General features: G+C 50.9%; 19 protein-coding genes and 1 pseudogene. 8 read left to right on the forward strand and 12 right to left on the reverse strand.

Annotated features, from left to right (window positions below; genetic code table 11):
• Positions 1-33: 33 nt before the first annotated feature.
• From K3T82_RS35405 to K3T82_RS35415, 3 genes are all read right to left on the reverse strand, one after another.
• Complete coding sequence (locus K3T82_RS35405; protein WP_220198187.1) at positions 34-1,371, reverse strand: hypothetical protein; 1,338 nt, start codon at positions 1,369-1,371, stop codon at positions 34-36.
• An 84-nt stretch (positions 1,372-1,455) separates the two neighbouring features.
• On the reverse strand, positions 1,456-1,818 hold the full coding sequence (locus K3T82_RS35410; RefSeq protein WP_220198188.1) for an STAS domain-containing protein: 363 nt from the start codon (positions 1,816-1,818) through the stop codon (positions 1,456-1,458).
• A 128-nt stretch (positions 1,819-1,946) separates the two neighbouring features.
• Positions 1,947-2,306 carry an STAS domain-containing protein gene (locus K3T82_RS35415; RefSeq protein WP_220198189.1) on the reverse strand — a complete coding sequence of 120 codons (360 nt, stop codon included), beginning with the start codon at positions 2,304-2,306 and terminating at the stop codon, positions 1,947-1,949.
• Positions 2,307-2,610: 304 nt separating this feature from the next.
• Between K3T82_RS35415 and K3T82_RS35420 the strand changes: the two genes are divergently transcribed.
• From K3T82_RS35420 to K3T82_RS35445, 6 genes are all read left to right on the forward strand, one after another.
• A complete protein-coding gene (locus tag K3T82_RS35420) occupies positions 2,611-3,993 on the forward strand; it encodes a hypothetical protein (protein ID WP_220198190.1) in 1,383 nt (460 codons plus the stop codon).
• 86 nt (positions 3,994-4,079) lie between these two features.
• Positions 4,080-5,735 (forward strand): SpoIIE family protein phosphatase, encoded by a 1,656-nt coding sequence (locus tag K3T82_RS35425; RefSeq protein ID WP_220198191.1) that lies wholly within the window; start codon positions 4,080-4,082, stop codon positions 5,733-5,735.
• Entirely contained in the window at positions 5,716-6,129 is a 414-nt protein-coding gene (locus tag K3T82_RS35430) for an STAS domain-containing protein (RefSeq protein WP_220198192.1), read from the forward strand. The genes K3T82_RS35425 and K3T82_RS35430 overlap by 20 nt, the downstream gene beginning before the upstream one ends.
• Before the next feature lie 46 nt (positions 6,130-6,175).
• Positions 6,176-6,913: a hypothetical protein gene (locus K3T82_RS35435; protein WP_220198193.1), complete on the forward strand. Its 738-nt coding sequence runs from the start codon at positions 6,176-6,178 to the stop codon at positions 6,911-6,913.
• 26 nt (positions 6,914-6,939) lie between these two features.
• On the forward strand, positions 6,940-8,382 hold the full coding sequence (locus K3T82_RS35440; RefSeq protein ID WP_220198194.1) for a phytoene desaturase family protein: 1,443 nt from the start codon (positions 6,940-6,942) through the stop codon (positions 8,380-8,382).
• 126 nt (positions 8,383-8,508) lie between these two features.
• Positions 8,509-9,282: a GNAT family N-acetyltransferase gene (locus K3T82_RS35445; protein WP_220198195.1), complete on the forward strand. Its 774-nt coding sequence runs from the start codon at positions 8,509-8,511 to the stop codon at positions 9,280-9,282.
• Between the two features lie 143 nt (positions 9,283-9,425).
• Here K3T82_RS35445 and K3T82_RS35450 read toward each other — a convergent pair whose 3' ends face one another.
• The 4 genes from K3T82_RS35450 to K3T82_RS35465 form a co-directional block, all read right to left on the reverse strand.
• Entirely contained in the window at positions 9,426-10,604 is a 1,179-nt protein-coding gene (locus tag K3T82_RS35450; RefSeq protein ID WP_220198196.1) for an FAD-dependent monooxygenase, read from the reverse strand.
• A gap of 188 nt (positions 10,605-10,792) precedes the next feature.
• Entirely contained in the window at positions 10,793-12,583 is a 1,791-nt protein-coding gene (locus tag K3T82_RS35455; protein ID WP_220198197.1) for a serine/threonine-protein kinase, read from the reverse strand.
• Positions 12,584-12,820: 237 nt separating this feature from the next.
• A complete protein-coding gene (locus K3T82_RS35460) occupies positions 12,821-13,147 on the reverse strand; it encodes a hypothetical protein (protein WP_220198198.1) in 327 nt (108 codons plus the stop codon).
• A gap of 687 nt (positions 13,148-13,834) precedes the next feature.
• Positions 13,835-15,265: an FAD-binding oxidoreductase gene (locus tag K3T82_RS35465; protein WP_220198199.1), complete on the reverse strand. Its 1,431-nt coding sequence runs from the start codon at positions 15,263-15,265 to the stop codon at positions 13,835-13,837.
• Positions 15,266-15,674: 409 nt separating this feature from the next.
• On the opposite strand from K3T82_RS35465, the pseudogene K3T82_RS35470 reads away from it, so the two are divergent.
• A pseudogene (locus tag K3T82_RS35470) lies at positions 15,675-15,937 on the forward strand (zinc ribbon domain-containing protein); the annotation flags it as partial.
• Between the two features lie 323 nt (positions 15,938-16,260).
• Here K3T82_RS35470 and K3T82_RS35475 read toward each other — a convergent pair.
• Together K3T82_RS35475 and K3T82_RS35480 are read right to left on the reverse strand one after the other, a co-directional pair.
• Positions 16,261-17,646, reverse strand: coding sequence for a hypothetical protein (locus K3T82_RS35475; RefSeq protein ID WP_220198200.1), 1,386 nt, complete (start codon positions 17,644-17,646; stop codon positions 16,261-16,263).
• A gap of 519 nt (positions 17,647-18,165) precedes the next feature.
• A complete protein-coding gene (locus tag K3T82_RS35480) occupies positions 18,166-18,561 on the reverse strand; it encodes a hypothetical protein (protein ID WP_220198201.1) in 396 nt (131 codons plus the stop codon).
• Between the two features lie 37 nt (positions 18,562-18,598).
• Here K3T82_RS35480 and K3T82_RS35485 point away from each other — a divergent pair, with 37 nt between their 5' ends.
• Positions 18,599-18,769: a hypothetical protein gene (locus K3T82_RS35485; protein ID WP_220198202.1), complete on the forward strand. Its 171-nt coding sequence runs from the start codon at positions 18,599-18,601 to the stop codon at positions 18,767-18,769.
• 15 nt (positions 18,770-18,784) lie between these two features.
• On the opposite strand, the gene K3T82_RS35490 is transcribed toward K3T82_RS35485, so the two are convergent.
• From K3T82_RS35490 to K3T82_RS35500, 3 genes are all read right to left on the reverse strand, one after another.
• Entirely contained in the window at positions 18,785-19,267 is a 483-nt protein-coding gene (locus tag K3T82_RS35490) for a hypothetical protein (RefSeq protein WP_220198203.1), read from the reverse strand.
• A 640-nt stretch (positions 19,268-19,907) separates the two neighbouring features.
• Positions 19,908-20,228 carry a hypothetical protein gene (locus K3T82_RS35495; RefSeq protein WP_220198204.1) on the reverse strand — a complete coding sequence of 107 codons (321 nt, stop codon included), beginning with the start codon at positions 20,226-20,228 and terminating at the stop codon, positions 19,908-19,910.
• A gap of 265 nt (positions 20,229-20,493) precedes the next feature.
• On the reverse strand, positions 20,494-20,865 hold the full coding sequence (locus K3T82_RS35500) for a winged helix-turn-helix transcriptional regulator (protein ID WP_236031772.1): 372 nt from the start codon (positions 20,863-20,865) through the stop codon (positions 20,494-20,496).
• Positions 20,866-20,876: the final 11 nt, after the last annotated feature.

The raw sequence follows: 20,876 nt of genomic DNA on the forward strand, positions 1-20,876 counted from the left end.
TAACAGCAGAACAGAATGCTCCTGCTCTTAAGCTCATGAAGAGCCAGGGGATTGCGGTGCATCTTGAGCAGTAAAGAGCCAGAGTGAGACATGTGTGGGCTGCATGGTTGTTTCAACAACGTTGACTAACTGTGTGCTCAGTTGGTTGAGATCTACTTCATTGTGTAGAGTGGAACTAAAAGCAGCGACGACGCGAGCGGCATCATAGTTGCGGCGATAGAAACGGCGATCAATGCCTGCCTGCAGAGCACGCCGAAATGGTTGAAACAGGGCTGCGATGACGAGAGTAGAAACAACGAGCACTATATTGGAGTTAGCAGGCAGGCCAATAAGGCTGTAGATAAGCGCTTGCGGACCAATGACCAGACCCGCATAGATGAGTGCCAGACTACCAGTCAATAGACCATATACAAGCGCGCGGTTGATGATAACGTCAATATCCCAGAGACGATAGCGTAACAGGGCAATCCCAATGCCAAGAGGAATGGGCAGGTAGCTCAACATCAAAGCGGCTGGTTCGGTCAACTGGTACCAGGAATCTGGACGGTTCAAAACGGGAAAGATAAGGGGAAGCAATGGCTGGGTAATAAGTAGTATGACCAGCGAGATCGCAAAGCCAAAAGCGAGCCATTTGATCTGTTGACGCTGGAGGGAAGAAGCGACGGCGAAATAGCGATAGATGAGTGTACCAACGGCGCTCCCGTAGACAATCAATGCTTCAACGATAGCCAGCAACGGATGCCAATTCTCTACATTGTATGGATACGGAAGGAACAGATAGAGGCCAACCTGGATCACAAAAAGCATGGCTAACATCCATGACCAGCGTGGAACAAAGCGTCCATCGGGAAAAGTATAGAAGAGGAAGCCTAGAGCAGGCCATTGGAGCACGATGATAATAAGACCTAGAATGTCAAAGGGAAAAGGCGGCTCATTGATCAAATGCACTTCGGAAACACCAGTGGCAGCGAATGTGATCAGAAGCAGTGAGACGAAGAGTCCCATGTACTCGTCTGATTTACGCCAGAAAATCAGGCCCCCTACACCCAAAAGCAGAAGGGTGATGATCGCATCGCAAATGATGGCATAGAGCGCAAAGCTTTCTAGTGAAAGACCGTAATGGGCCAGAGCGGCTAATTGCACCGTATTGAGTTGAAAGAGATTACAATTCACTCTTGTTGGATCGTTGCACACCGTATAGAGAGCAGAAACGAATGCTGGCAGATTGCTCACAAGAAGATACAGCTCAAAGAGTACGACCAGCAGCCAGAGGGTTCTCAAAAAGAGTAAGGTTCGTTTGCGAGGACGAACCTTACTCTTTTTGAGAGAGGTTTGCGTAGTATCTGCTTTTGTTTCTGGTAAAGATGGCATAACGACCCTCCCTCAGTATCTCTTCCCTTTCAGACAGCAACCAGAGGGCATACCTGTATTGGCATTGCCCTCTGAATTTATGCTTTAACTTGCCTCTTGGGCCGCAGCCAGCGCCTGGCTCTCTTCATCGAAAATGCGGATAGCATCACTGATACGTGTTAGCGCAAAAATGTGACGGTAATGTTCATTCAACCCATACGAGAGCAAGCGTTGTTTCTGACGATTTACGCGGATCAACAATGTTACCACCAGGCCAATGCCACCACTATTCATATACTCCAATTCACTAAAATTCAAAATAATAGTACGTGTGGTAGGAGTTGAGGCTTCAGCGCAGGCTTGCATCATCACCTGCTCTGCGAAGGCTGTCACCTCTCCCTGAATATCAATAACACTCGTTGTTGGGCTGACCAGGCGTACATTCATGACTACTTTAGCCTGTGGCATTTTTTCCTCCTCTGAGCAGCTTGAGCAATACTCACAACAGGGCGAGCAGTAAAAACAGGTATTATATTGATCTAACGATAGATACAATATCTAAACGCAGTAAAATACACATTTTCAACGAAGCGATTTTACGCTGTTGGATGATTACTGCGCAGGGCACTCTCCTCATCAGGGAACACAGGTATATAATCAGTTAGACGACTGATGCGGAAAATTTCCTCGTAATGTTCACTGAGGCTGCAGGCAAGTAATGAACATTTAGTCTGATGTGCACGTTTAAGCAATTCGACGATCAATGCGATACCTGTGCTATTCATATACTTCACCTGCCGAAAATTCAGCAGGATAAACTCTGGTTGCGAGCTAGCGGCTTCATCGAAAGCTGTATTGAGTAAATCTTCTGCAAATGCATTGATCTCACCCTGTAAATTGATAATGGCTGCACGTAGCTGATGCCGCACATGGGCCTCAAAGCTTTTTGTTACCATGCGAATGTTCCTCTCTGCACAGAATCTTCTGAAGATATTCCGCACCTGTATTGTAGCTACATTGCGTCCCAAAAACGTTACGAAGCCGTCCAGCCGCATAAGAGAATATCGCTCGGTGAGAACGTTTCCGTGATAGAGTGCTAATTTTTCCTAAATTGCAGAATAAAACTCTAAAAAAATGTGATCCTTTTGCCGTAACGTTTTCATGACAGAATCAGGGTATACTCTGACAGCATGGTTTATACGCTAGTCAGATTTCTATACTACCAGGCAGCATATTCTCTGTTGAAAGGGAGGAACAGGTATGGCATCGTCATCGCATTCTCCGGCGGCACAAGCAAATAGAGGGGAAATTTCCCTCTACGGTCGTAGACTCCGCGTCCTGCAGATACTCTGGATCCTGCTTGTGCAGGCAGACCTATCAACACTTGTGATGAGTTTTCCTGGTTTCTATCAAGGTCTGCACACGGTTTGTGCAGACCCTCATATGCTATGCATATCCGATCAACTCAATACGCTGAGAGTTGCCACACTCCAACATGCGGGCTTTTCCATTCATACCTATGCGCTCTATGTTCTGATCTGGGATGCACTCACAACAGTGATATTTCTGCTCTTTGGCGGTCTAATCTTCTGGCGCAAGTCAAATACATGGATGGGCATCTTTATTTCGTTTTTTCTGATCAACCTCGGTTCTCTCGGTACCTCGTTTGCGCATTCAGATTGGATACCAGAGCATGGATCATTACTCATAGAAATTGTAAGCTGGGAGGCGACACTACTGAGTCTTCTCGTCTATCCATGTCTGGCGTTTTTCTTCTTCACATTTCCCGATGGTCGCCTTGTTCCACGCTGGTCCTGGGCTCTGATCGGTCTCTGGATTATCAATGCCTTCGCCTGGATTGCTCCAATAGAACCTCTCAATATTGTCAACTGGCATCCTCTTTTCCAATCCCTATGGCTCTTCGTCGTTTACGGGGGCTCGCTAAGCACACAGGTCTATCGCTTTTGGCGCGTCGCCTCACCAACCCAACGCCAGCAAATCAAATGGCTCTTCTATGGATATGCGCCTGTATTTTTAATCACTGTCTTTGGCAATTTCCTTCTAGTGTGGTTTCCCTCGCTTGATGGTCCTGATTCGCTATTAGCCGTTGCGCTCACGCCGCTGTATCGGTGGTACTATCTCCCTGTACCGATCTGCATCGGTATTGCTTTGTTACGCTATCGCCTGTGGGACATTGATGTCCTGATCAATCGCACACTGGTCTATGGTTCACTTACTGCAATTCTGTTGGGTATCTATCTTCTCCTCGTCTTCGTTGGACAACATCTCCTTGTGAGCGTTCTTGGGCATAATGACGCCATAACGCTCGTCATCTCCACCCTGATCATTGCCAGCCTGTTTCAACCACTGCGTCATCGTGTGCAACAGCTTGTGGACAAACGCTTCTATCGTAAGAAATACGATGCGGCGAAAATGCTCTCATCCTTCACCTCCACACTTCATGAGGAAATTAACCTGGAACAATTGAGCGCGCATTTGCTGGATGTCATCGAGGAGACGATGCAGCCCACGTACATCTCACTCTGGCTCTGCTCCCCAGTGCGATCAGTGCCATCTGAGAGCGAGGTATCAGAAGAGTTGGAGCCCACTCTACAGAAGTCAGGCAAACTCTTGAAAATCTGAGTTCGTAACGCTCTTCGTAACGTTTTAGGAACGGCGGTGCGCTATATTACTGGCAGAAAGATAGCAAGAAACAACTGGAGTTCGAGATGGTAACATTGCTACAAAAAATTCAACAGAAACTACACTGGCGTAACACTCATAAAGAACAGGCTCAGCCAAAGCCAGTATCATCTCCTACACGACAAACCATTACGCAGGTAATGGATATCGCGCCCAATGATCCAATCGTGGCATATTTTCTTAGTTCCCCGCATGCTGTTGAGATAGATAAGCTGCAACTCGACTCTCCCATTCTTCACGAATGGAAGGCGAACGGAGTGAAACTGGCGATCCCTCTGGTGAACCAGGGTGAGTTGGTTGGCCTGATCAATCTTGGAAAACGGTTAAGCGAACAAGACTACTCTAGCTATGATAAAGGACTGCTCAATTCACTGGCAACCCAGGCGGCATCGGCACTACGCGTTGCTCAACTCGTGCAGAATCAAAAGGCGCAGGCTCGCGAGCGGGAGCGTATGGCTCATGAACTTGAGGTTGCTCGCCTCATCCAGCAAACCTTACTACCTCAGGAACTCCCCAATCTGCCCGGCTGGCAATTAACAACATACTATCAGCCAGCGCGTGCGGTTGGTGGTGATTTCTATGATTTTATCCCATATGGAGATGGAAGATTGGGTCTGGTGGTTGGTGATGTCACAGATAAAGGTATTCCAGCGGCCCTGGTCATGGCGACGACGCGCAGTATTCTGCGCTCAGCGGCGCAGGAGAATCTGTCACCAGGTAAGGTGCTGGAGTCCAGCAATAATCTGCTTTTCCCAGATATTCCGCCCAGAATGTTTGTCACCTGCTTTTTTGCCATCCTTGATCTGAGCACTGGACACCTATGCTACGCCAATGCTGGGCATGATCTACCCTATCGCTGGCACGAAGGGGAGGTTGCGGAATTGCGTGCAACTGGAATGCCTCTGGGTTTGATGCCAGGAATGCAATACGAAGAAAAAGAGACCATTCTTGCTCATGGTGAGAGTATCCTCCTATATAGCGATGGCCTGGTCGAAGCGCATGATCCAGAGCGCGAGATGTTTGGTTTTCCCCGCCTGATTGGTTTGCTTGGCAGCTATCCGGGCGAACCTGCCCCCATCGATTACCTACGTCATGAACTGGCTGCCTTCACAGGCAATGACTGGGAACAGGAGGATGACATTACTCTGGTTACGCTGCAACGCACGCCTGCACCCGATACCACCCCAGCGAGAGGTGAGCCATCTGAGACTGAAGGCAGAGAAACGCAGGAGAGCTGGCAACCACTGCAAACGTGGACGATCCCCAGCGAAGCAGGCAATGAACGCCTGGCAATGACATATGTTGCGGAAGCTGTGAAACCCTTTCATTTATCATCGCGCAGCATCGATCAGCTTCAGACTGCAGTAGCAGAGGCGACAATGAACGCGATGGAACATGGGAATCACTATAATCCGGAGGTCCCTGTAATTCTGGAAGTACTCTCATCTGAGCACTCCCTGGCTATACGTATCAGTGACCAGGGGGGAGAACAGCCATTACAGATGCCCGATACGCCTGATATCGACGCCAAACTAGCCGAGCTCCAATCGCCGCGTGGCTGGGGTCTATTTCTGATACAGAACATGGTTGATGACATGCGTATTCTCAGCGACGAGCACACTCACACCATCGAACTTATCTTCCATTTAAAAGGAGATTCCCATGTCCATCAAAACGCTTGAGGCAACCGTACGTCACCAACCCAGCGTCTCCATAGTCGACCTGCACGGTGAAATCACCATCTTAGCCGAGCCTATCCTCAACAATGCGTATGCGGAAGCTGAAGCACGCGGACTCGATGTGATCCTGCTCAATTTTAGCGATGTCAAATATATCAATAGCACTGGTATTGCTCTTATTGTCAGTTTGATCGCACGCGCGCGTAAGCAGCATCGACGCCTCTTAGCTTGTGGGCTACGCGATCATTACGTCGAAATTTTTCAGGTCACACGCCTGATTGACTTCCTGAATGTCTTCCCCGATGAAACAAGTGCCCTGGTCAACGAGTTGAGCGGATTGCCTTCAACAGATGAACCAGAGAAGAGCTTTACATCCCCGGAGAATTCGGTTCAATAATGATTTGGAGCCACTTTGGAGTGGTTCTCTGGAAAGGAGCCAAACAATGAATATCCCATCCGAAGACAAACAACCACGCAACGCAGCCAGTTGGGCGCAACCAGAATCGCACACGCTTCATGTTACCCATACCCACACTGGAGCACTCACTCTGAACGTTGATGGGCGACAGATCACCGGCCCACTTCAGGGATTTGGACAGATGTGGCAGAAAACGTATCGTGTCTCTTTGCGTGGTGCTGAAGTCTCCCCAGCCATTGTTATTCAAACCTGGAAAGAACACTTTGCCGAGTTCTGGCCTGAGAACTCACGCTTCTTTGGTCCTCTGACAGGCATTGCACCAGGTGAGGTTGCTATCTTGAATGTGGCGGTTGGCGGCCTGCCACTCTCAACAGGGGTACTGGTGCTCTACGCAGATGAGGAAAGCTTCACACTCATGACGCCTCAAGGCCATATGTTTGCGGGCTGGATCACCTTCAGCGCATATGAAGTGGACAATGTCACACTTGCTCAGGTTCAGGTGTTGATACGCGCCAGCGACCCCATCTATGAGCTTGGCCTGCGCCTGGGCGGACATAAAATAGAGGATAACTTCTGGAAGCATACACTCACCCAACTGGCAAAACGCTTCAATATTGAGGGTCCAGTCTCAGTAGAGACTGTTTGTGTCGATAAGAAAATCCAATGGTCGCAAGCCAAAAATATCTGGCACAATTCAGCCGTTCGCACAGTACTCTATACAGTAGTGACTCCATCGAGCTGGTTTCGTCGTCGACCTAAATAATCAAATATGGTGAAAGTTGTTGATATATGGTTACCAGATCTTCATCCTATGATGCAATTATTGTGGGTGCTGGTCCAAATGGACTTGCTGCCGCGATTACTATCGCACAAGCGGGCCGCTCGGTGCTTGTCCTTGAGGCCAAAGAAACTATTGGTGGGGGCTGTCGGTCAGATACAGTGACGCTTCCGGGCTTCACACACGACATCTGCTCAGCTATCCATCCGCTGGCGCTGGCCTCGCCGTTCTTTCGCGCACTTCCTCTGGAACGCTATGGGGTCGAATGGATTCATCCCACTCTTCCTCTGGCTCATCCTCTGGACGACGGTAGAGCCGCTGTCATTGCTCGCTCAATAGAAGCCACTGGAGAAAGCCTGGGGAGTGATGCTAGCGCCTACAAGAAGCTTATGCAGCCATTGGTGGAGAACTGGCAGATCATTATTGATACGTTCCTTGGACCATTGCGCTCGAACATATTACAGCATCCGTTAAAGATGGCGCAGTTTGGCCTGCTCGCCAGTCGCTCAGGTAGCGGACTGGCAAGATCGCATTTCAATGATTCACTTGCACGTGCCATTTTCGCGGGCATGAGCGCCCACGCGATGCTTCCCCTTGAAACACCGCCAGGTGCGGCAATAGGACTTATTATGGGGTTGCTTGCCCACACTGTAGGTTGGCCGCTTCCAAAGGGAGGATCGCAAAAAATTGTTGACGCCCTGGCAGCGTATCTGAGGGACCTGAAAGGTAAAATCATCACAGGGGTAGAGGTCAAATCGCTTGATGATCTCCCACCCGCACAGGTGGTGCTTTGTGATGTCACGCCCCGCCAACTTCTACGTATGGCAGGATCGCGCCTCTCAGGTTGGTATAAACGTCAATTGCAACACTATCGCTATGGTCCAGGTATCTTCAAGCTCGATATTGCCTTAGATGGACCTATTCCCTGGACAGCAGAGGCCTGTAAACATGCTGGTACAGTGCACGTGGGGGGAACGTTGAGCGAAATTGCTGCCGCCGAACGAGCTGTCTGGAAAGGTATTCATCCTGAACACCCCTTCGTGTTACTTGCACAACAGAGCCTTTTTGATGATACACGTGCTCCGGCGGACAAACATACCGTCTGGGCGTATTGTCATGTTCCGCATGGCTCGCATGTTGATATGACTGAGCGCATTGAAGCTCAAATCGAACGCTTCGCTCCTGGCTTCCGTGATCGTATCCTGAGTCGCCATACAGCCAATGCAATAGAGGTTGAGCGCTACAATCCCAATTATGTTGGGGGTGATATCAATGGAGGAGTACAGGATTTCCGGCAACTCTTTACACGCCCTACACTCCAACCCGTACCTTATGCCACATCTGACAAACATCTCTATCTCTGTTCTTCCTCTACACCTCCGGGTGGAGGTGTCCATGGCCTGTGCGGTTATTTCGCGGCGCGCGCAGCTTTACAGCACCTGGAAGCAATGTAGTACATTTTTCAGGTGATGCGCGCTTGTGGCCTTTGTCGAATCGTGCCATACAGGTTGCCGCCACAAAGAAAGCGGCGATATGTTTGAGAATGGAAGCAAAACTTATCTTGTTCGAAGAATGATGAGATGAATCAAAAAGGAATGCTTGTGGTGTCGTCGCTCTTGGATTTCTCAGGCACAGAGAAACCTCACCAGATCCAGGAAAACCTCATGGCGTACATGCGTCTGTTTGCTGGACTGTCCGGTACAATGCTCTATGACGCGGAGTCGTTCTGGTTCGTGAGCAACACGCCTGCCCTCGGCAACATCATCCTGCGAACACGTTTCGACGCTGCTCGCACAGAGGAGCAGATAGATACGATGCTCGAACAAGTTGGCCGCTATAGTGATCAGATTGATTGGTTCGTCTTTCCGGATGACCAACCTGCCAACCTGGGAAAGCATTTGGAAGCACTTGGGATGCCGGGCGGTCCAGGCGGGAACTGGTTGTGGGCCGATCTGACCTCCCTGAGTGCTGATCCCAACTTGCCGAACCATTTTCGGGTCGAACAAGTCCTCAACGATCAGATGCTGGCGCGGTGGGTCCACATCTCGAAGGCTGGTTTTGGCTCAGAATTGGCACTGTTCTATGATGCCTATGCACGACACGGGTATGGGCCAGATGCCTTTTCGCGGCACTACATCGGGTATCTGGATACCACGCCAGTAACTTCTGGCACACTGTTGGATGCGGGAGGGTGTGCGACGATCTACGATGTCTCGACACCACCAGCTTTCCGCCGTCAGGGGTTTGGGAGAGCGCTTACACATGTAGTGTCGTTGGGCCAACAACACCTATGGAAAGCAGCATCGCGGCTCCCAGAAGCGCCACCCGGTCATCAGCTCTTCGCCAGAGAATAAAGCAAACAGCCAAATGCAACTTAGCCGTATCAATATAAGCGAAGAAGCAGTTGATACAGCTCTGTTGTTTCCGGGGAAGTTCCCCACCCTTTGTGTCTTTGGAGGTATCTTGACTGGTCTCATAGTATTCCTTGCGATTCTGATCATCCGATCTGATTATCCAAAATCCATTTGAGCTGCTTCACAAAAAAACGAGATGGCGTCTTGCGAAGCACGGTGTTGCGAACGCGAACGCCCCAGGGATGTTTCCATTGAGCGATCCGTCCCTGCTGCCAGGATCGTTGGACCATGGCATTTGCTCGTGTGATACGTCGCGCTTCATAGCATTGCAAGGCAGGGACAATGCTGGATGAACTTTTCAGACTTTCAGCCAGAAGAAAGGCATCTTCAATCGCTTGACATGCTCCTTGACCCAGATTAGGGGTCATAGGGTGTGCCGCGTCCCCCACCAGCGTGACCCGCCCCTGGCTCCAGGAGGAGAGCGGTGGACGATCATAGATATCTGTGCGCAAAATTGCCGAGGCATCCGTTGCCTCAACCACCGCCCATGCTGGCTCATGGCAAGACGAGACCAGATGTAATACCCTCTGTTTCTCCATCGTCTCCTCCTCACGCTCTCCTTCTGGCACATTCGCGACCGCAAACCAGCAGACACGTCCCTGAGAGAGCGGAATGAGCCCAAAACGTTTTCCCGCTCCCCATGTCTCAAATGTGGTCTGTGCCTCACGCTGGTCCAGGGGAAAACCGGTCACGCCTCGCCACGCCGTATAGCCAGCATAACGCGGCGAGGCATAACCAACCAGTTGGGAACGGATGACCGAATGTAAGCCATCAGCCCCAATTAGGAGATCTCCTTGTACTTCTTCTCCAGAAGCAAACCGGACGCGTACTCCCTGCTCGTCTTGCTCGAAGCCGATGCCTTGCATATTCGTGCGGAGACTTCCTTTCCCAAGAGCTTGCACGAGGGCGGCTTGTAGCTCGGCTCGATGAACCGCAACCATACTTGTGCCAAAGCGCTGCATGGTCTCCTGCATCGGCAAATCCACGAGCACATTCCCTCGCCAGGAGCGAAGATGACTAGAACGAAGAGGGGCGGCAATGGCGTGCAATACATCGGCGAGTCCGATCTTGTGTAGTGCATTGACGGCATTGCCCGCCAAAATCAGGCCCGAGCCCACTTCGCGAAACTGTTGGGTGCGTTCAAACACAAGTGTTTTGATCCCATGCCGCTGGAAAGCCAGCGCAGTGGCAAGTCCTCCAATGCCTCCTCCAACAATGAGAGCGGTCATGGTAGATGGAGAGAACTCTTGAGGGCGTTCCATACCCCACTCCTTTCTTTTTGGGTATTTTCCAGCGATCTTTACCTCTTATTCCACTGATCTTTTTGGTTTGTCTCGGTTCGCTGTTGTCAGCGATTTTCCTCTCTCAGCAATAATGGAACCAGATAACCAGCTTGGGGAGTGCCTTGAGCGTACAGAGTACAAGCGCTAAGTGCAGTCGCATATGATGTTCATGGACGAATGCTGGACTGCGGGCGCGGCTTGCGTAAGCTGGCACGCAGCGCAATTATGGCACAAACGATGGAAATGAGAGCCGGCAGCCAGATCGCCGACGACCGCCATGCGTACTCAAAAGGCGTGAGAAGGAGGACACTCACGATGAGCAAGAAGATACTAAAGAGCATCTTCCCAATACGTTTTGATCCCCGCAGGAAGAAGCGTGTGCCGACAAAGAGCCAGAGCGAGAATAGTAAGAGGTAGACAACGAAATTATTGTTATACTGTGGATCGTATTGCAACATATCATAGTTCTGGTAGTGAACATCTGCCAGAGAAGAGACATGTGTAAATGGACCATACTCACAAAGCAGGAAATTGATGGAGGCAATCACGCTGAGGATGAAGCCGCCAAGCAGGTCCAGTCGCGCCCCTCTTCGCTTACGCAGTAGCAAGAGCAAGCCGATTACAACTGCCCCAACAGCACCGATAACGGTCCAATAGGCAGGGAGAAAATCCCACTGTACTGGCGTGCTTGAAATCAGAAATGGAGATGCGAGCCAGGCCGTATGCGCATGGTCACTGAGGTTATAATTTCTTACATTCGACCAAGTAATCAAAGGGAGGAGGCAGCCAAAGATGAAGCTGAGAACAATAAAGCCAAGCCAATAGCGGTTCGTTCCCTGACTCAGGTAACTGCCGATGTGGTCCCAAAGATCGCTGCTTGCTGTCTCGTCAGTCGTGGCAGCGGGCGTTTGCTGCGGAGGCGTGGACGTGTTGCGAGGTGCGGGTGTAGGTGGGACGATAACGGTCGCGGGTAGGGATACTTGGTTGGAAAATTGTTCCAGGCGCGTTTTGACCTCGGCGGCGCTGGTGGGGCGAGCCTGTTCGTTCATTTCGAGCATCTGGGCGATGAGCTTGACAAGCGGTTCGGGCAGGGTAGGATCGACCAGATGCAGAGAGGGGAACTGGAAAGGTCGGCTGGCAGGATTGAACCCGGAGAACATCTGGTGCAGGGTGGCACCCAGGCTGTAGATATCGGAACGAGGACCAGTCTGCGATTGTCCATACTGCTCCGGGGGCGCGTAGCCAACCGAGTAGTAGTAGGCAGTATCTCTGGTCTGCTCATGCTTGAAGTGACGGGCAATACCAAAGTCAATCAGGCAGATACGCCCTCTAGGGGTCAGCATGATGTTCAGCGGCTTGAGATCACGGAAGATAATCTGAGGAGTATGGGTATGCAGATACTCCAGTACATCACAGAGTTCAAGACCGATATGGAGAACCTCTTTGAGGGGCAGTTTGTGCCCAGATGCAGTGTCTAAAGCCGCCTGCAAATTCTGGCCCTCGATAAAACTCATCACCAGGTACCAGCGGTCATGCTCAGAAAAGTGCTCATAGATCTCGGGAAGGTTCTGATGGTGCAGGCTGGCGAGCAAGTGGGCTTCGTGGCGAAATTGCTCAATGGCGAGCGGAACCTCCTGAGGTACCAGACGACTCATACTCATCTCTTTGACAGCGACCAGGCGGTCTCCCAGTTGCGTATCCTGAGCAACGTAGACGGCCCCCATGCCTCCTTGTCCAACCGCCTGCAACAGGCGATAGCGTCCATGCAGCATCTGCCCAATCGGGATGCGCCCCGTCCCGGTGATAGGCGGCTGCGGGGAGGTTGATGGCAGGCCCTCGGCAATAGTAACAGTGGGAAATGGCGCATTCGCCTCTATTGAAGCGCCGCAGGAAGGGCAAAACGCGCTCTGCGAAGGAATCTGGGAGCCACAAATGCGACACTGTTGGAGTGCAGTCACGTATCTCTCCTAAAATACAGATATATAATCTTCTACTCCAGAAACTGTGGATGAGCCTGTTTTTTGGACTTCTCTTTTGCCAATAAGAGTTTGGCTTGGTGCCCCAACCTGCAAACGGGCCAACCCTGACGCCGCGTCCTCTCGGCATCCCCTCGGCTTGACCTGACAAGGATACCGAAACGACGCACTCTCTGTCACTCACATGCTAACCTCCTATCCCTACCTCACCATAGGCGGTTAGTGCCGATGCATCATATTCTGATGTATTCGCACTGCATTTTGATGTGCTCGTTGAGCATTATCCGCTGCGTTTTGATGTGCTCGTCGAGCGTTCTCCATCGCGTGCCATCCATGATCAGAAAATCCGCTCCTTGGATGGTAGTGAGAAGAAGCATGCGACGAACCACCAAAGATTGAACGAAGAACTTTTAGGACAAACATTGCAAAGACAAAGGTGATAACGACCGCACAGAGGAATTGATATTCTGGCTGAACGCCAAGGCTGTCCAGGGTTTGCAGTACAAATGACCAGTAGGCAGACCAGTATTGCTGAACGAGTTCCATAGCGGATACCTCCATTTTTGAAGAAGCGGATCTAAACGGGTGTAATAATCAAAGATTTCCGTCATATGTACACCTTCTGCGGTGTATTGAGCGCGCGTGCATAGGCACCGTGCATACCTTCAATACAAACGGGAGATGAAGCGGATCTCTGTTTGTCAGTCTTGCGAGGAAGAACGCGATTTACAGCCTCTAGACAAGTTCTTCCCTGTGAAGCAAAGAACCCTGCTTTGCCACATGCTTGTTCGAGGTATCGATCTTTCTCTCTGCAAGTATATGGGTCAACCATCTCGTGATCGTTACGACAAGCGTTACGACTCCATGAGGAATCGGGAAGGGAGGCATGTCCAGCCATCCATAAGAGGACTTGCTCACCCTTCAGGGAAACGCCCAACATTGAGAAAAAAAAACGCACTCACTTTTGCGCGGAAATACCAGCTCATGAATAATGTTTGGCCGCAGCACAGAAAAGCCTCTCAAGTGGCCTGTGAACAGGATTTCGCTCCAGTTGTGGTGCCGCGTTTCGAAAACGAGGCACCAGAGCCCAGAGATTGCTGGTCAACCGGAGAGGGAAAGAATGATAGGATTTCCTTTCTGGTCCACCCTCGCATCATGATGCGAAAACAAAGAGATCTTGTCTGTTTGGACGCCACGCTGGTGGCTGGCACAGTAGGTATCGCGTTTAAGCATTTATCGAGCGGGTGTGATGTTTTGATTCACGCGGAAGAAATTCATTGGATCATACACGCGCTTAATTCTTTGCAACCGCTCATAATTGTCCCGATAGGATGCTTTCACGCGCTCCTCACCCTCTTCCATCATAAAATTCACATAGGAGCCTCCTGCCGAGTAGGGATGCAGGTCATTCCAGTAGTTCCTGGCCCAGTTGACAATGCGATCCTTCTTGGCGGGATCAGGATCGACCCCCACAATCACCTCAGCCCAGGTGGCATCCCGATAGCTCCACGCCGTCTCTTGTTTGCCCACCCGGTGTGCCGCCCCATTCACCGGATAAAGATGGATCGTCGAGTGCATCGTTGGTAAGTGGGAACTATGTTTCACATGGAGCCGGATCACCTCATCACTCAGTTCATTGAAGAAGTCCGCTTTCCAATACCACTGGAGTCCTGGGACGTACAGAGCATCGAACATGCTCTGAAGCGCTGGATGTGGGATGGGGCCAACCAGGTCCAGGACAGGCGCCAGATATCCGCGTATCGGTTTGAATACCTCCTCGGCTTTCTCCAGGGGCCCGGTGTAGCACCACACCACGCCACACATGCGCCTGTTGTGGAGATGTGCAGGAAACGGTGGGGCAGGAGGCACCACAAGAAACACGAAGAAGCCAGAGAGATCCTCGGGTGCCTGCGGGAGAAGCGCTCGATACCACGCCATGATTTCGGGCGCCTGGTCCAGTTCCCAAAGCATGGGACCAGCATAGTCGATGTTGATTGGGTGAGCCTTGAACAGGAACGAGGTGACGACTCCGAAGTTTCCCCCTCCGCCGCGCAGCGCCCAGAAAAGATCCTCGTTTTGCCGCTCGCTGGCAGTCACAAAACGGCCATCAGCCAGCACGACATCAGCAGCAAGCAGGTTGTCGATGGTCAGGCCGCACTTGCGCGTCAGGTGTCCGATCCCCCCACCGAGGGTCAGCCCGCCGACGCCGGTCGAGGCAATGAAGCCGCTGGGGACTGCCAAGCCAAAAGCATGAGTGGCATGATCTACGTCGCCCCAGGTGCAGCCTCCCCCAACCAGGGCTGTTCCCGCTGTGGGATCGACGCGCGTGTAATGAATGAGCGAGAGATCGATCACCAGCCCATTCTCGCAGATCCCTAACCCGCCGGCATTGTGTCCACCGCTACGGATGGCCACCAGAAGATTGTTCTCTCGGCCAAAGTTGACTGCCGCGATCACGTCGGACACGTCAGCGCAAAGTACAATCAAGATTGGGTGTTTGTCTATCATCGCATTGTAGACTTTGCGTGCCTCATTGTAGCGCACATCTCCTCGTTGAATGAGTTCTCCCCGCAGGCCAGACTTGAAGGCTTCGATCTGTTCTTTCTTGGGAAGCACGCTCGCAGGGCTTCCCTCATTTTGACCGTTGTGCTCTTTCTCTGTCATACGGCAGGTTCCTTTCCTTGAGCCACGTTAACTCTAAAAATGAAACACGCTGGGGATCTCTCAAAAGAGACAACCCCGAATCAGGCTGACAGATGGGCGTTCACTACAAGGCTGAGCAAGTTTTGATGCGACGAGTGAGGATCTGTATGTCCCGGCACTGTCTGATCTGTGTTCCCTGGAAATGAGGTACTCCCTTTTACGTCCCACTGGAAAGGCGGTGCCAAAGCAAGGCGCTATTTGTTGAGCTGCTATCCCTCTATGGCCACTTGAGAGGATTTTCTGTGTTGCAGCCAATAGATTGACTGATAATGGCCAAACATCGGGCCATTTCCAAACATTGTGACAATCCGCGGAACAGAGCAACTTTTCAGGGAAAAAGGAACACATTTTTGGGGAAACTACCATGGATCGGTTCATTCCTTCCAGCAAAACCTGCCATTGCTGCAGGTGGACATGGCAGCAGATGACGCTCAACGATCGGGTGTTTGTCTGTCAAAACCCAACCTGTCCCTATGATCAACTCCCGCAAGATCGTGATCACAATGCGGCGCAGAATGTCTTACAGGAAGCCCTCGCTTGATCGGGCTGAAGGATCAAGTCGTCGACGGTACTGGCTCGGACGAGGTGAGCCATGTCACGTGGCAATCTATCGCCGATACAATCGGCATATGAAACTTAGAGGAGGTTTCTAAGGTCAACCAACCTACCTGACATCGAAAGATGGAACGGGAAAACAGCATGTTGGTAAAGCCATAACTCCTCCAGACGCACAGAAGGAGAGCGGGGAATAACGAGAGAAGGAGATTCGCCTTACCAAATTGATACTGCTGGCGAACCCTCGAAAGCCAAATGACAAAACCAGGCATACAATGTGTCGCCAATGTAGCCGTAAGAAAGATCAATGTTCTTGCTCAAACGCTCTCGTGCAAGCGCGCTGTGGGCGTGATTTATAGCGTGAAGATTGTATCTAATGTTTTGCGCCATTTATCCCTTTGTCAGAAAGGTTGAGGCTTGTGAGCATTCATAGAACCCTTCTCTGGATCAGTTGACGACGAGTTGAAATGCTCTCTGCCCAGCCGATCTTCTTCACACGAGAGCGATTCTCCCCTGATTTCTCCCTCTGATACCTGCCGTGTCATCGAGAAGATCCAGAGAGAAAGGAAGGTGGGCTGCATGGTCTCCTGCACAATGGCAAGCAATTGTTCGTGCATATGCGAGAGGTCCACCTCGTTACGCAAGGATGTGCTGAAGGCCGCCAGAGCCTTTTCAGCATCATACTTCTGGCGATAGAAATGGCGGTCAATCAGCGTCTGAATGCGCATGAGTACCGGCCGAAACAGTGTGACAATCGTCAGCGTGGAGATAACCAGCACCGCTGGCTGTCCTACCGCTAGTCCATTGATCGCTCCAGCCAGAGTTGAGAGAGCAATGACCAGGCATGCGTAGAGGGTCCCCAAAATACCTGTCAACACGCCATACACCAGCGTCTTATTGATGAGGGCATCAATATCCCACAGCCGGTGGCGCAGAATAGCAACGCTAAAGGTGACCACTACGATACTGAGCTGGAAGAAGTCATCAGGATAAGCCAGGAGAATGTAGAGCGAGTCCGACTGACGCAGTGCTGGGATTAGTCCATAGGGCAGCCAGAACAGTTGGTTGATACCAATGAGAAGGATGAAGCCGTAGACGACCCACTTGGTCTGCTGACGTTGCACTGGTGTGGAGACCCATCTATAACGATAGATCTGGCTAGCGCCAAGACACAGAAGCAAACCCAAGAATAGGACTGCTCCGACCTCCTGGGGGAGAAAAGCATCGACAGGGGAAAAGAGCACCAGCGTCAGACTAGGTATCCACAACCATCTTGGCACGAAGCGTCCACTGGGAAAGAGTACTAAGAGCAGCAGGATGCTGAGATCACTGGCTGCGCTAAGAATCCCGGCAGGTTCCTGCAAGATCCCTGTGTGCGACGGCAGGATGCGCAAGACTGGTGTAAGGGCCATTGGCGCGAGGATAAACATCAGTGCGACGAGCAATGCCATCCAATCGTTGGAGCGATGCCAGAGCAACACAGCCGCAGCTCCTTCAGCCAGTAACAAAGACAGGCAGGAAAGCGCAACAGCGGCAAGTGCCAGGGCATGTGGGGTAATGCCAAGCCTCGCTAAAGGCGCAACGTGCGCTGACCCGATAAGGCAATGATTCACCTTGAAATTTATCCTTGGGTCAGCGCAGGGAACTGCAAGAGAAGTGAGGCTGTCTGAGAGTGCCAGGGCAAACAGCCCTACGGTGGCAGCCATCATCGTAAAGACCAGGATACGGGCGACCACAAGTGGCCATCCGTGTAGGCGAGTCTCGCTATTGACGACGCTCGTTTTCATTTCTGTCACTCTCTTCTTATGTCTGGTATCGATCGCCTCGACCCTTCTTTACAAAGAAGCTCATAATGAGGAGTATATTGGAGAACCGTCTCAAAAACGTTACGAGACGCGTACAATTAAGTCTTTCTACAGGCGAAAAGGTGTCAAGGTAAAACTTTCTGGCATAGAGAACAGATGGCTCAAAACTTTACTACAATCTTCAAGTAGCCTGACGCCAGAAGCGGCTTCACACGAATGAGCTAGCGATGTTTTGCAGCGTGTTTTTGGCAGCGATTCAAATTTGTGATCCATATCGCGGCAGTACGTCATTTCTTTGCCCGCCTGAAACGTTCAGCGCTTCTGTCTCAGATGTTCATAGCCAGGATATGCCGCACAAGCCATCACATGCTTCACAAGTTCGATACTATCTGGCTCTCTAAGAGGAACTCGGTCCTTCCCTCAAAACGGCTGTGAAGCAATTTGTGACAATACATCCGTAAGCCGAGACGTCAGGTCCATCTGGACGAGAGGTGGAGCGGCCTACGAGCGCGTTTGCTTTTGATCCACGTCCTCTGCAACCACGAAACTTCCAGCAACGTCGGCCTTTTTCCAGAGTGGGAGTGTAGCGCTAAAGCTAAGTAGGAGTGCCACCAGCAATGACCATAAGGCTCCCATGACATCAGGTTTGGTGGTCATCAAGAAAAGAATCCAGAAGGCTAACACTGTTCCGACAATGTTCCATGAACCTAGAATGGGATCCTTGATTCGTTGGCACAATTCAGGAGAAATGGTGGAAGATTGAGCCTCCATGGCCAATTGGTGAATAAGTGTAGTCCGCGGGCTATCGATGATCATACCAAAAATTGGGAGAAGCAGCGTGGAGGCGAAGGCAAACAAGACCCAGGCTTGCGTAAATAACCCAGCGGTTACTGCCATGTAGATACCCCGTCAGGATCAAAAGAAGAGAAACGGGATGCAACAGGCCATTAATGGCCCCAAATTGACCAATGGCTTTAATCTGTTCAACGTTTTGGGCACACCGTCTGGAAACATAGGCAATGAGTTCTATACCCAGGGCGATAAAAAGCATGGTTACCCCAACAATGTGAACGAACAAGGCTATATTATAGAACATAATCAATGATCCTCCTTGAATAAATTAGCTGGAAGAGACCTTGCGAGTCTTGTCATGTATCACTCTATCGAATGACCTCCCTCCCAGGCAAAAGAACATTCCAGTACTACCCGGTACATTAAGAATGATGGAGGTGATCAAGCTCAAAGGAGTACCTGATCTATGCCAGAATGTCAGCGTACCCATGGTCAGAAGGACTAGCGTCACCACCACCTGAATACAAAGTGAGATAATGACAAAGTCGGAAAGCTCAAGGCAAAGCACATGCATCGCCAGCACCTTCGTGGGAGGTGCCTTCGGCGTGAAGAGGGAGCAGTTAGCTGGGCCGTCACAGACGCACTGTAACATCTGATAATCGGGGGGAAGGCAGGCAAGCATTGCCGCAGTGAGCAGCAGCCAAAGGCCTCGGGACCAAACCAGCACTTTTTCGTGCAGGTACATCTGCGATCCATTGCCTCCATCAGAATATTGCAATAGGGTATGTGTCGAGCTTCGCTGGCCGTTCATAGGCACTCCTGGTTGCTCCCTTCATGAGAATGATCCAGATCCAACTTTCCTGTCCAGGATCTTACCATGAGCTCGTCACGGAAGTGTTACGAACGTCATTTGTTCCAAATAGCCAGAATATCGTGCGAGATTACCTATATTCAGGCAATACTGGCGAAGAATATCACAGCAGCACCTTTAGTCTAAAAAGACGTTTGAGAGGAGGAAGTATCAGGAGATGTGATCTCAAAGATGAGAAATGAACGGAAGGGCTGAAGCTATGGTGAATATTTCTTTTTGCATCCGCCCCTTTATCTGGTATATGCCTTCTGGGAAATGGGCGCATTGTCGATATCCTTAATGGGAATGGACACTCTCTTCTGACTTTGTTGGCAAGAGCAAGGTAGCTTACTCTTTCTCAATGTTTACAAGCAATATGCATAATATATTTACTTCTTCGCACGCTCCTGAAACCTCCCAACTATGACCCGACAAAGTAAAGGATGTTGAGCCAGACGATGAGAGAGAAGACATCGTCGCATGGGCCTGGACATGGATACCGTTAGCCACTACAGCCCCTCGACAAGCTGGCTCATCACCGAAGATGCTTCGACGCTTTGTGGAATAGATGACAGTGAACCAGAAACCGTATCGGTGATCCCTATGACAATAGCTCCGCGGCAAATGCAGAAGGCACCGTCGCCGATTGACTACTTCCCGGACTCTGGATGGAGACATCCCCAAAGGGTCCTGCTGCTGGATTGGTACTCTGCAAGCCATAAGCGCGGGCATGCAGGTTTGCCGTCTTGACGATGGCCTGTCGGCACTGTGAGTCCCTTCTGTCGCAATGACGGTCAAAGGGAAGATGCCACTTGTGCTGTAGATATGGTTCCCGCTCACCATTAAGGTGCCATTTGGTCTGCTGGTGGTCTTTGACCAGGGGAATTCGGGTACCACTTTTTGCACAGGTCGTGTGCAGCAATCCGCAGTGCTTTTTGCTTGTGCTGATGAGCTGTCACAGAAGCGTTTTGCCCTGGTGAATGAGCCTGGCTCGTTCTATTTCGGCTTTCTCAAAGGAGCCAACCCAGGTGAGCATAGATCTCACAACAGCTGAACGAGGATACAACGGATGGCATTGGAATCAAGCCACCATAACACAAGCATACTCGGATAGTTCTTGGTTCGAACCGGGCGGATTTGTGGTTGAGGTGCTTTCCCAGCCTGGGAATGAAAATGGAAACTCGAAGTTATCGCTGTTCAACAAGAGCAGCTACTTCATCCTGAAGTGGTGTATGGTCACGCTGATCATACGCTGTTCGGGCCAGCGCTACCTCGTGCATGTGCCCGTATGCCCAGTTGCCTAATACCTTCATTGGTTCGACAAGCGTTTGTCCCAACGGAGTGAGAGAATACTCGACAATTGGAGGTACAACAGGATAGACAACGCGCTGCACCAAGCCATTCCGTTCCATCGCGCGCAATGACTGCGCCAGCATTTTCCTTGATATGCCCCCGATTCGCTTGAGCAATTGCCCAAACCGCATCGTCCCATCTTCCAATGCATAGATCACCAACGGTGTCCATTGATCTGCGATCAATCGTAGCACCTGCCGCGACATGCAATTCTCCT

The sequence above is a fragment of the Ktedonospora formicarum genome (assembly GCF_016587355.1).
GTDB lineage: Bacteria > Chloroflexota > Ktedonobacteria > Ktedonobacterales > Ktedonobacteraceae > Ktedonobacter > Ktedonobacter formicarum.

Coding starts and splice junctions, on each gene's coding strand:
- K3T82_RS35405 (WP_220198187.1), bottom strand. CDS start 1,371: ATGCCATCTTTACCAGAAACAAAAGCAGATACTACGCAAACCTCTCTC.
- K3T82_RS35410 (WP_220198188.1), bottom strand. CDS start 1,818: ATGCCACAGGCTAAAGTAGTCATGAATGTACGCCTGGTCAGCCCAACA.
- K3T82_RS35415 (WP_220198189.1), bottom strand. CDS start 2,306: ATGGTAACAAAAAGCTTTGAGGCCCATGTGCGGCATCAGCTACGTGCA.
- K3T82_RS35420 (WP_220198190.1), top strand. CDS start 2,611: ATGGCATCGTCATCGCATTCTCCGGCGGCACAAGCAAATAGAGGGGAA.
- K3T82_RS35425 (WP_220198191.1), top strand. CDS start 4,080: ATGGTAACATTGCTACAAAAAATTCAACAGAAACTACACTGGCGTAAC.
- K3T82_RS35430 (WP_220198192.1), top strand. CDS start 5,716: ATGTCCATCAAAACGCTTGAGGCAACCGTACGTCACCAACCCAGCGTC.
- K3T82_RS35435 (WP_220198193.1), top strand. CDS start 6,176: ATGAATATCCCATCCGAAGACAAACAACCACGCAACGCAGCCAGTTGG.
- K3T82_RS35440 (WP_220198194.1), top strand. CDS start 6,940: ATGGTTACCAGATCTTCATCCTATGATGCAATTATTGTGGGTGCTGGT.
- K3T82_RS35445 (WP_220198195.1), top strand. CDS start 8,509: ATGAATCAAAAAGGAATGCTTGTGGTGTCGTCGCTCTTGGATTTCTCA.
- K3T82_RS35450 (WP_220198196.1), bottom strand. CDS start 10,604: ATGGAACGCCCTCAAGAGTTCTCTCCATCTACCATGACCGCTCTCATT.
- K3T82_RS35460 (WP_220198198.1), bottom strand. CDS start 13,147: ATGGAACTCGTTCAGCAATACTGGTCTGCCTACTGGTCATTTGTACTG.
- K3T82_RS35465 (WP_220198199.1), bottom strand. CDS start 15,265: ATGACAGAGAAAGAGCACAACGGTCAAAATGAGGGAAGCCCTGCGAGC.
- K3T82_RS35475 (WP_220198200.1), bottom strand. CDS start 17,646: ATGAAAACGAGCGTCGTCAATAGCGAGACTCGCCTACACGGATGGCCA.
- K3T82_RS35480 (WP_220198201.1), bottom strand. CDS start 18,561: ATGGCAGTAACCGCTGGGTTATTTACGCAAGCCTGGGTCTTGTTTGCC.
- K3T82_RS35485 (WP_220198202.1), top strand. CDS start 18,599: ATGCAACAGGCCATTAATGGCCCCAAATTGACCAATGGCTTTAATCTG.
- K3T82_RS35490 (WP_220198203.1), bottom strand. CDS start 19,267: ATGAACGGCCAGCGAAGCTCGACACATACCCTATTGCAATATTCTGAT.
- K3T82_RS35500 (WP_236031772.1), bottom strand. CDS start 20,865: ATGTCGCGGCAGGTGCTACGATTGATCGCAGATCAATGGACACCGTTG.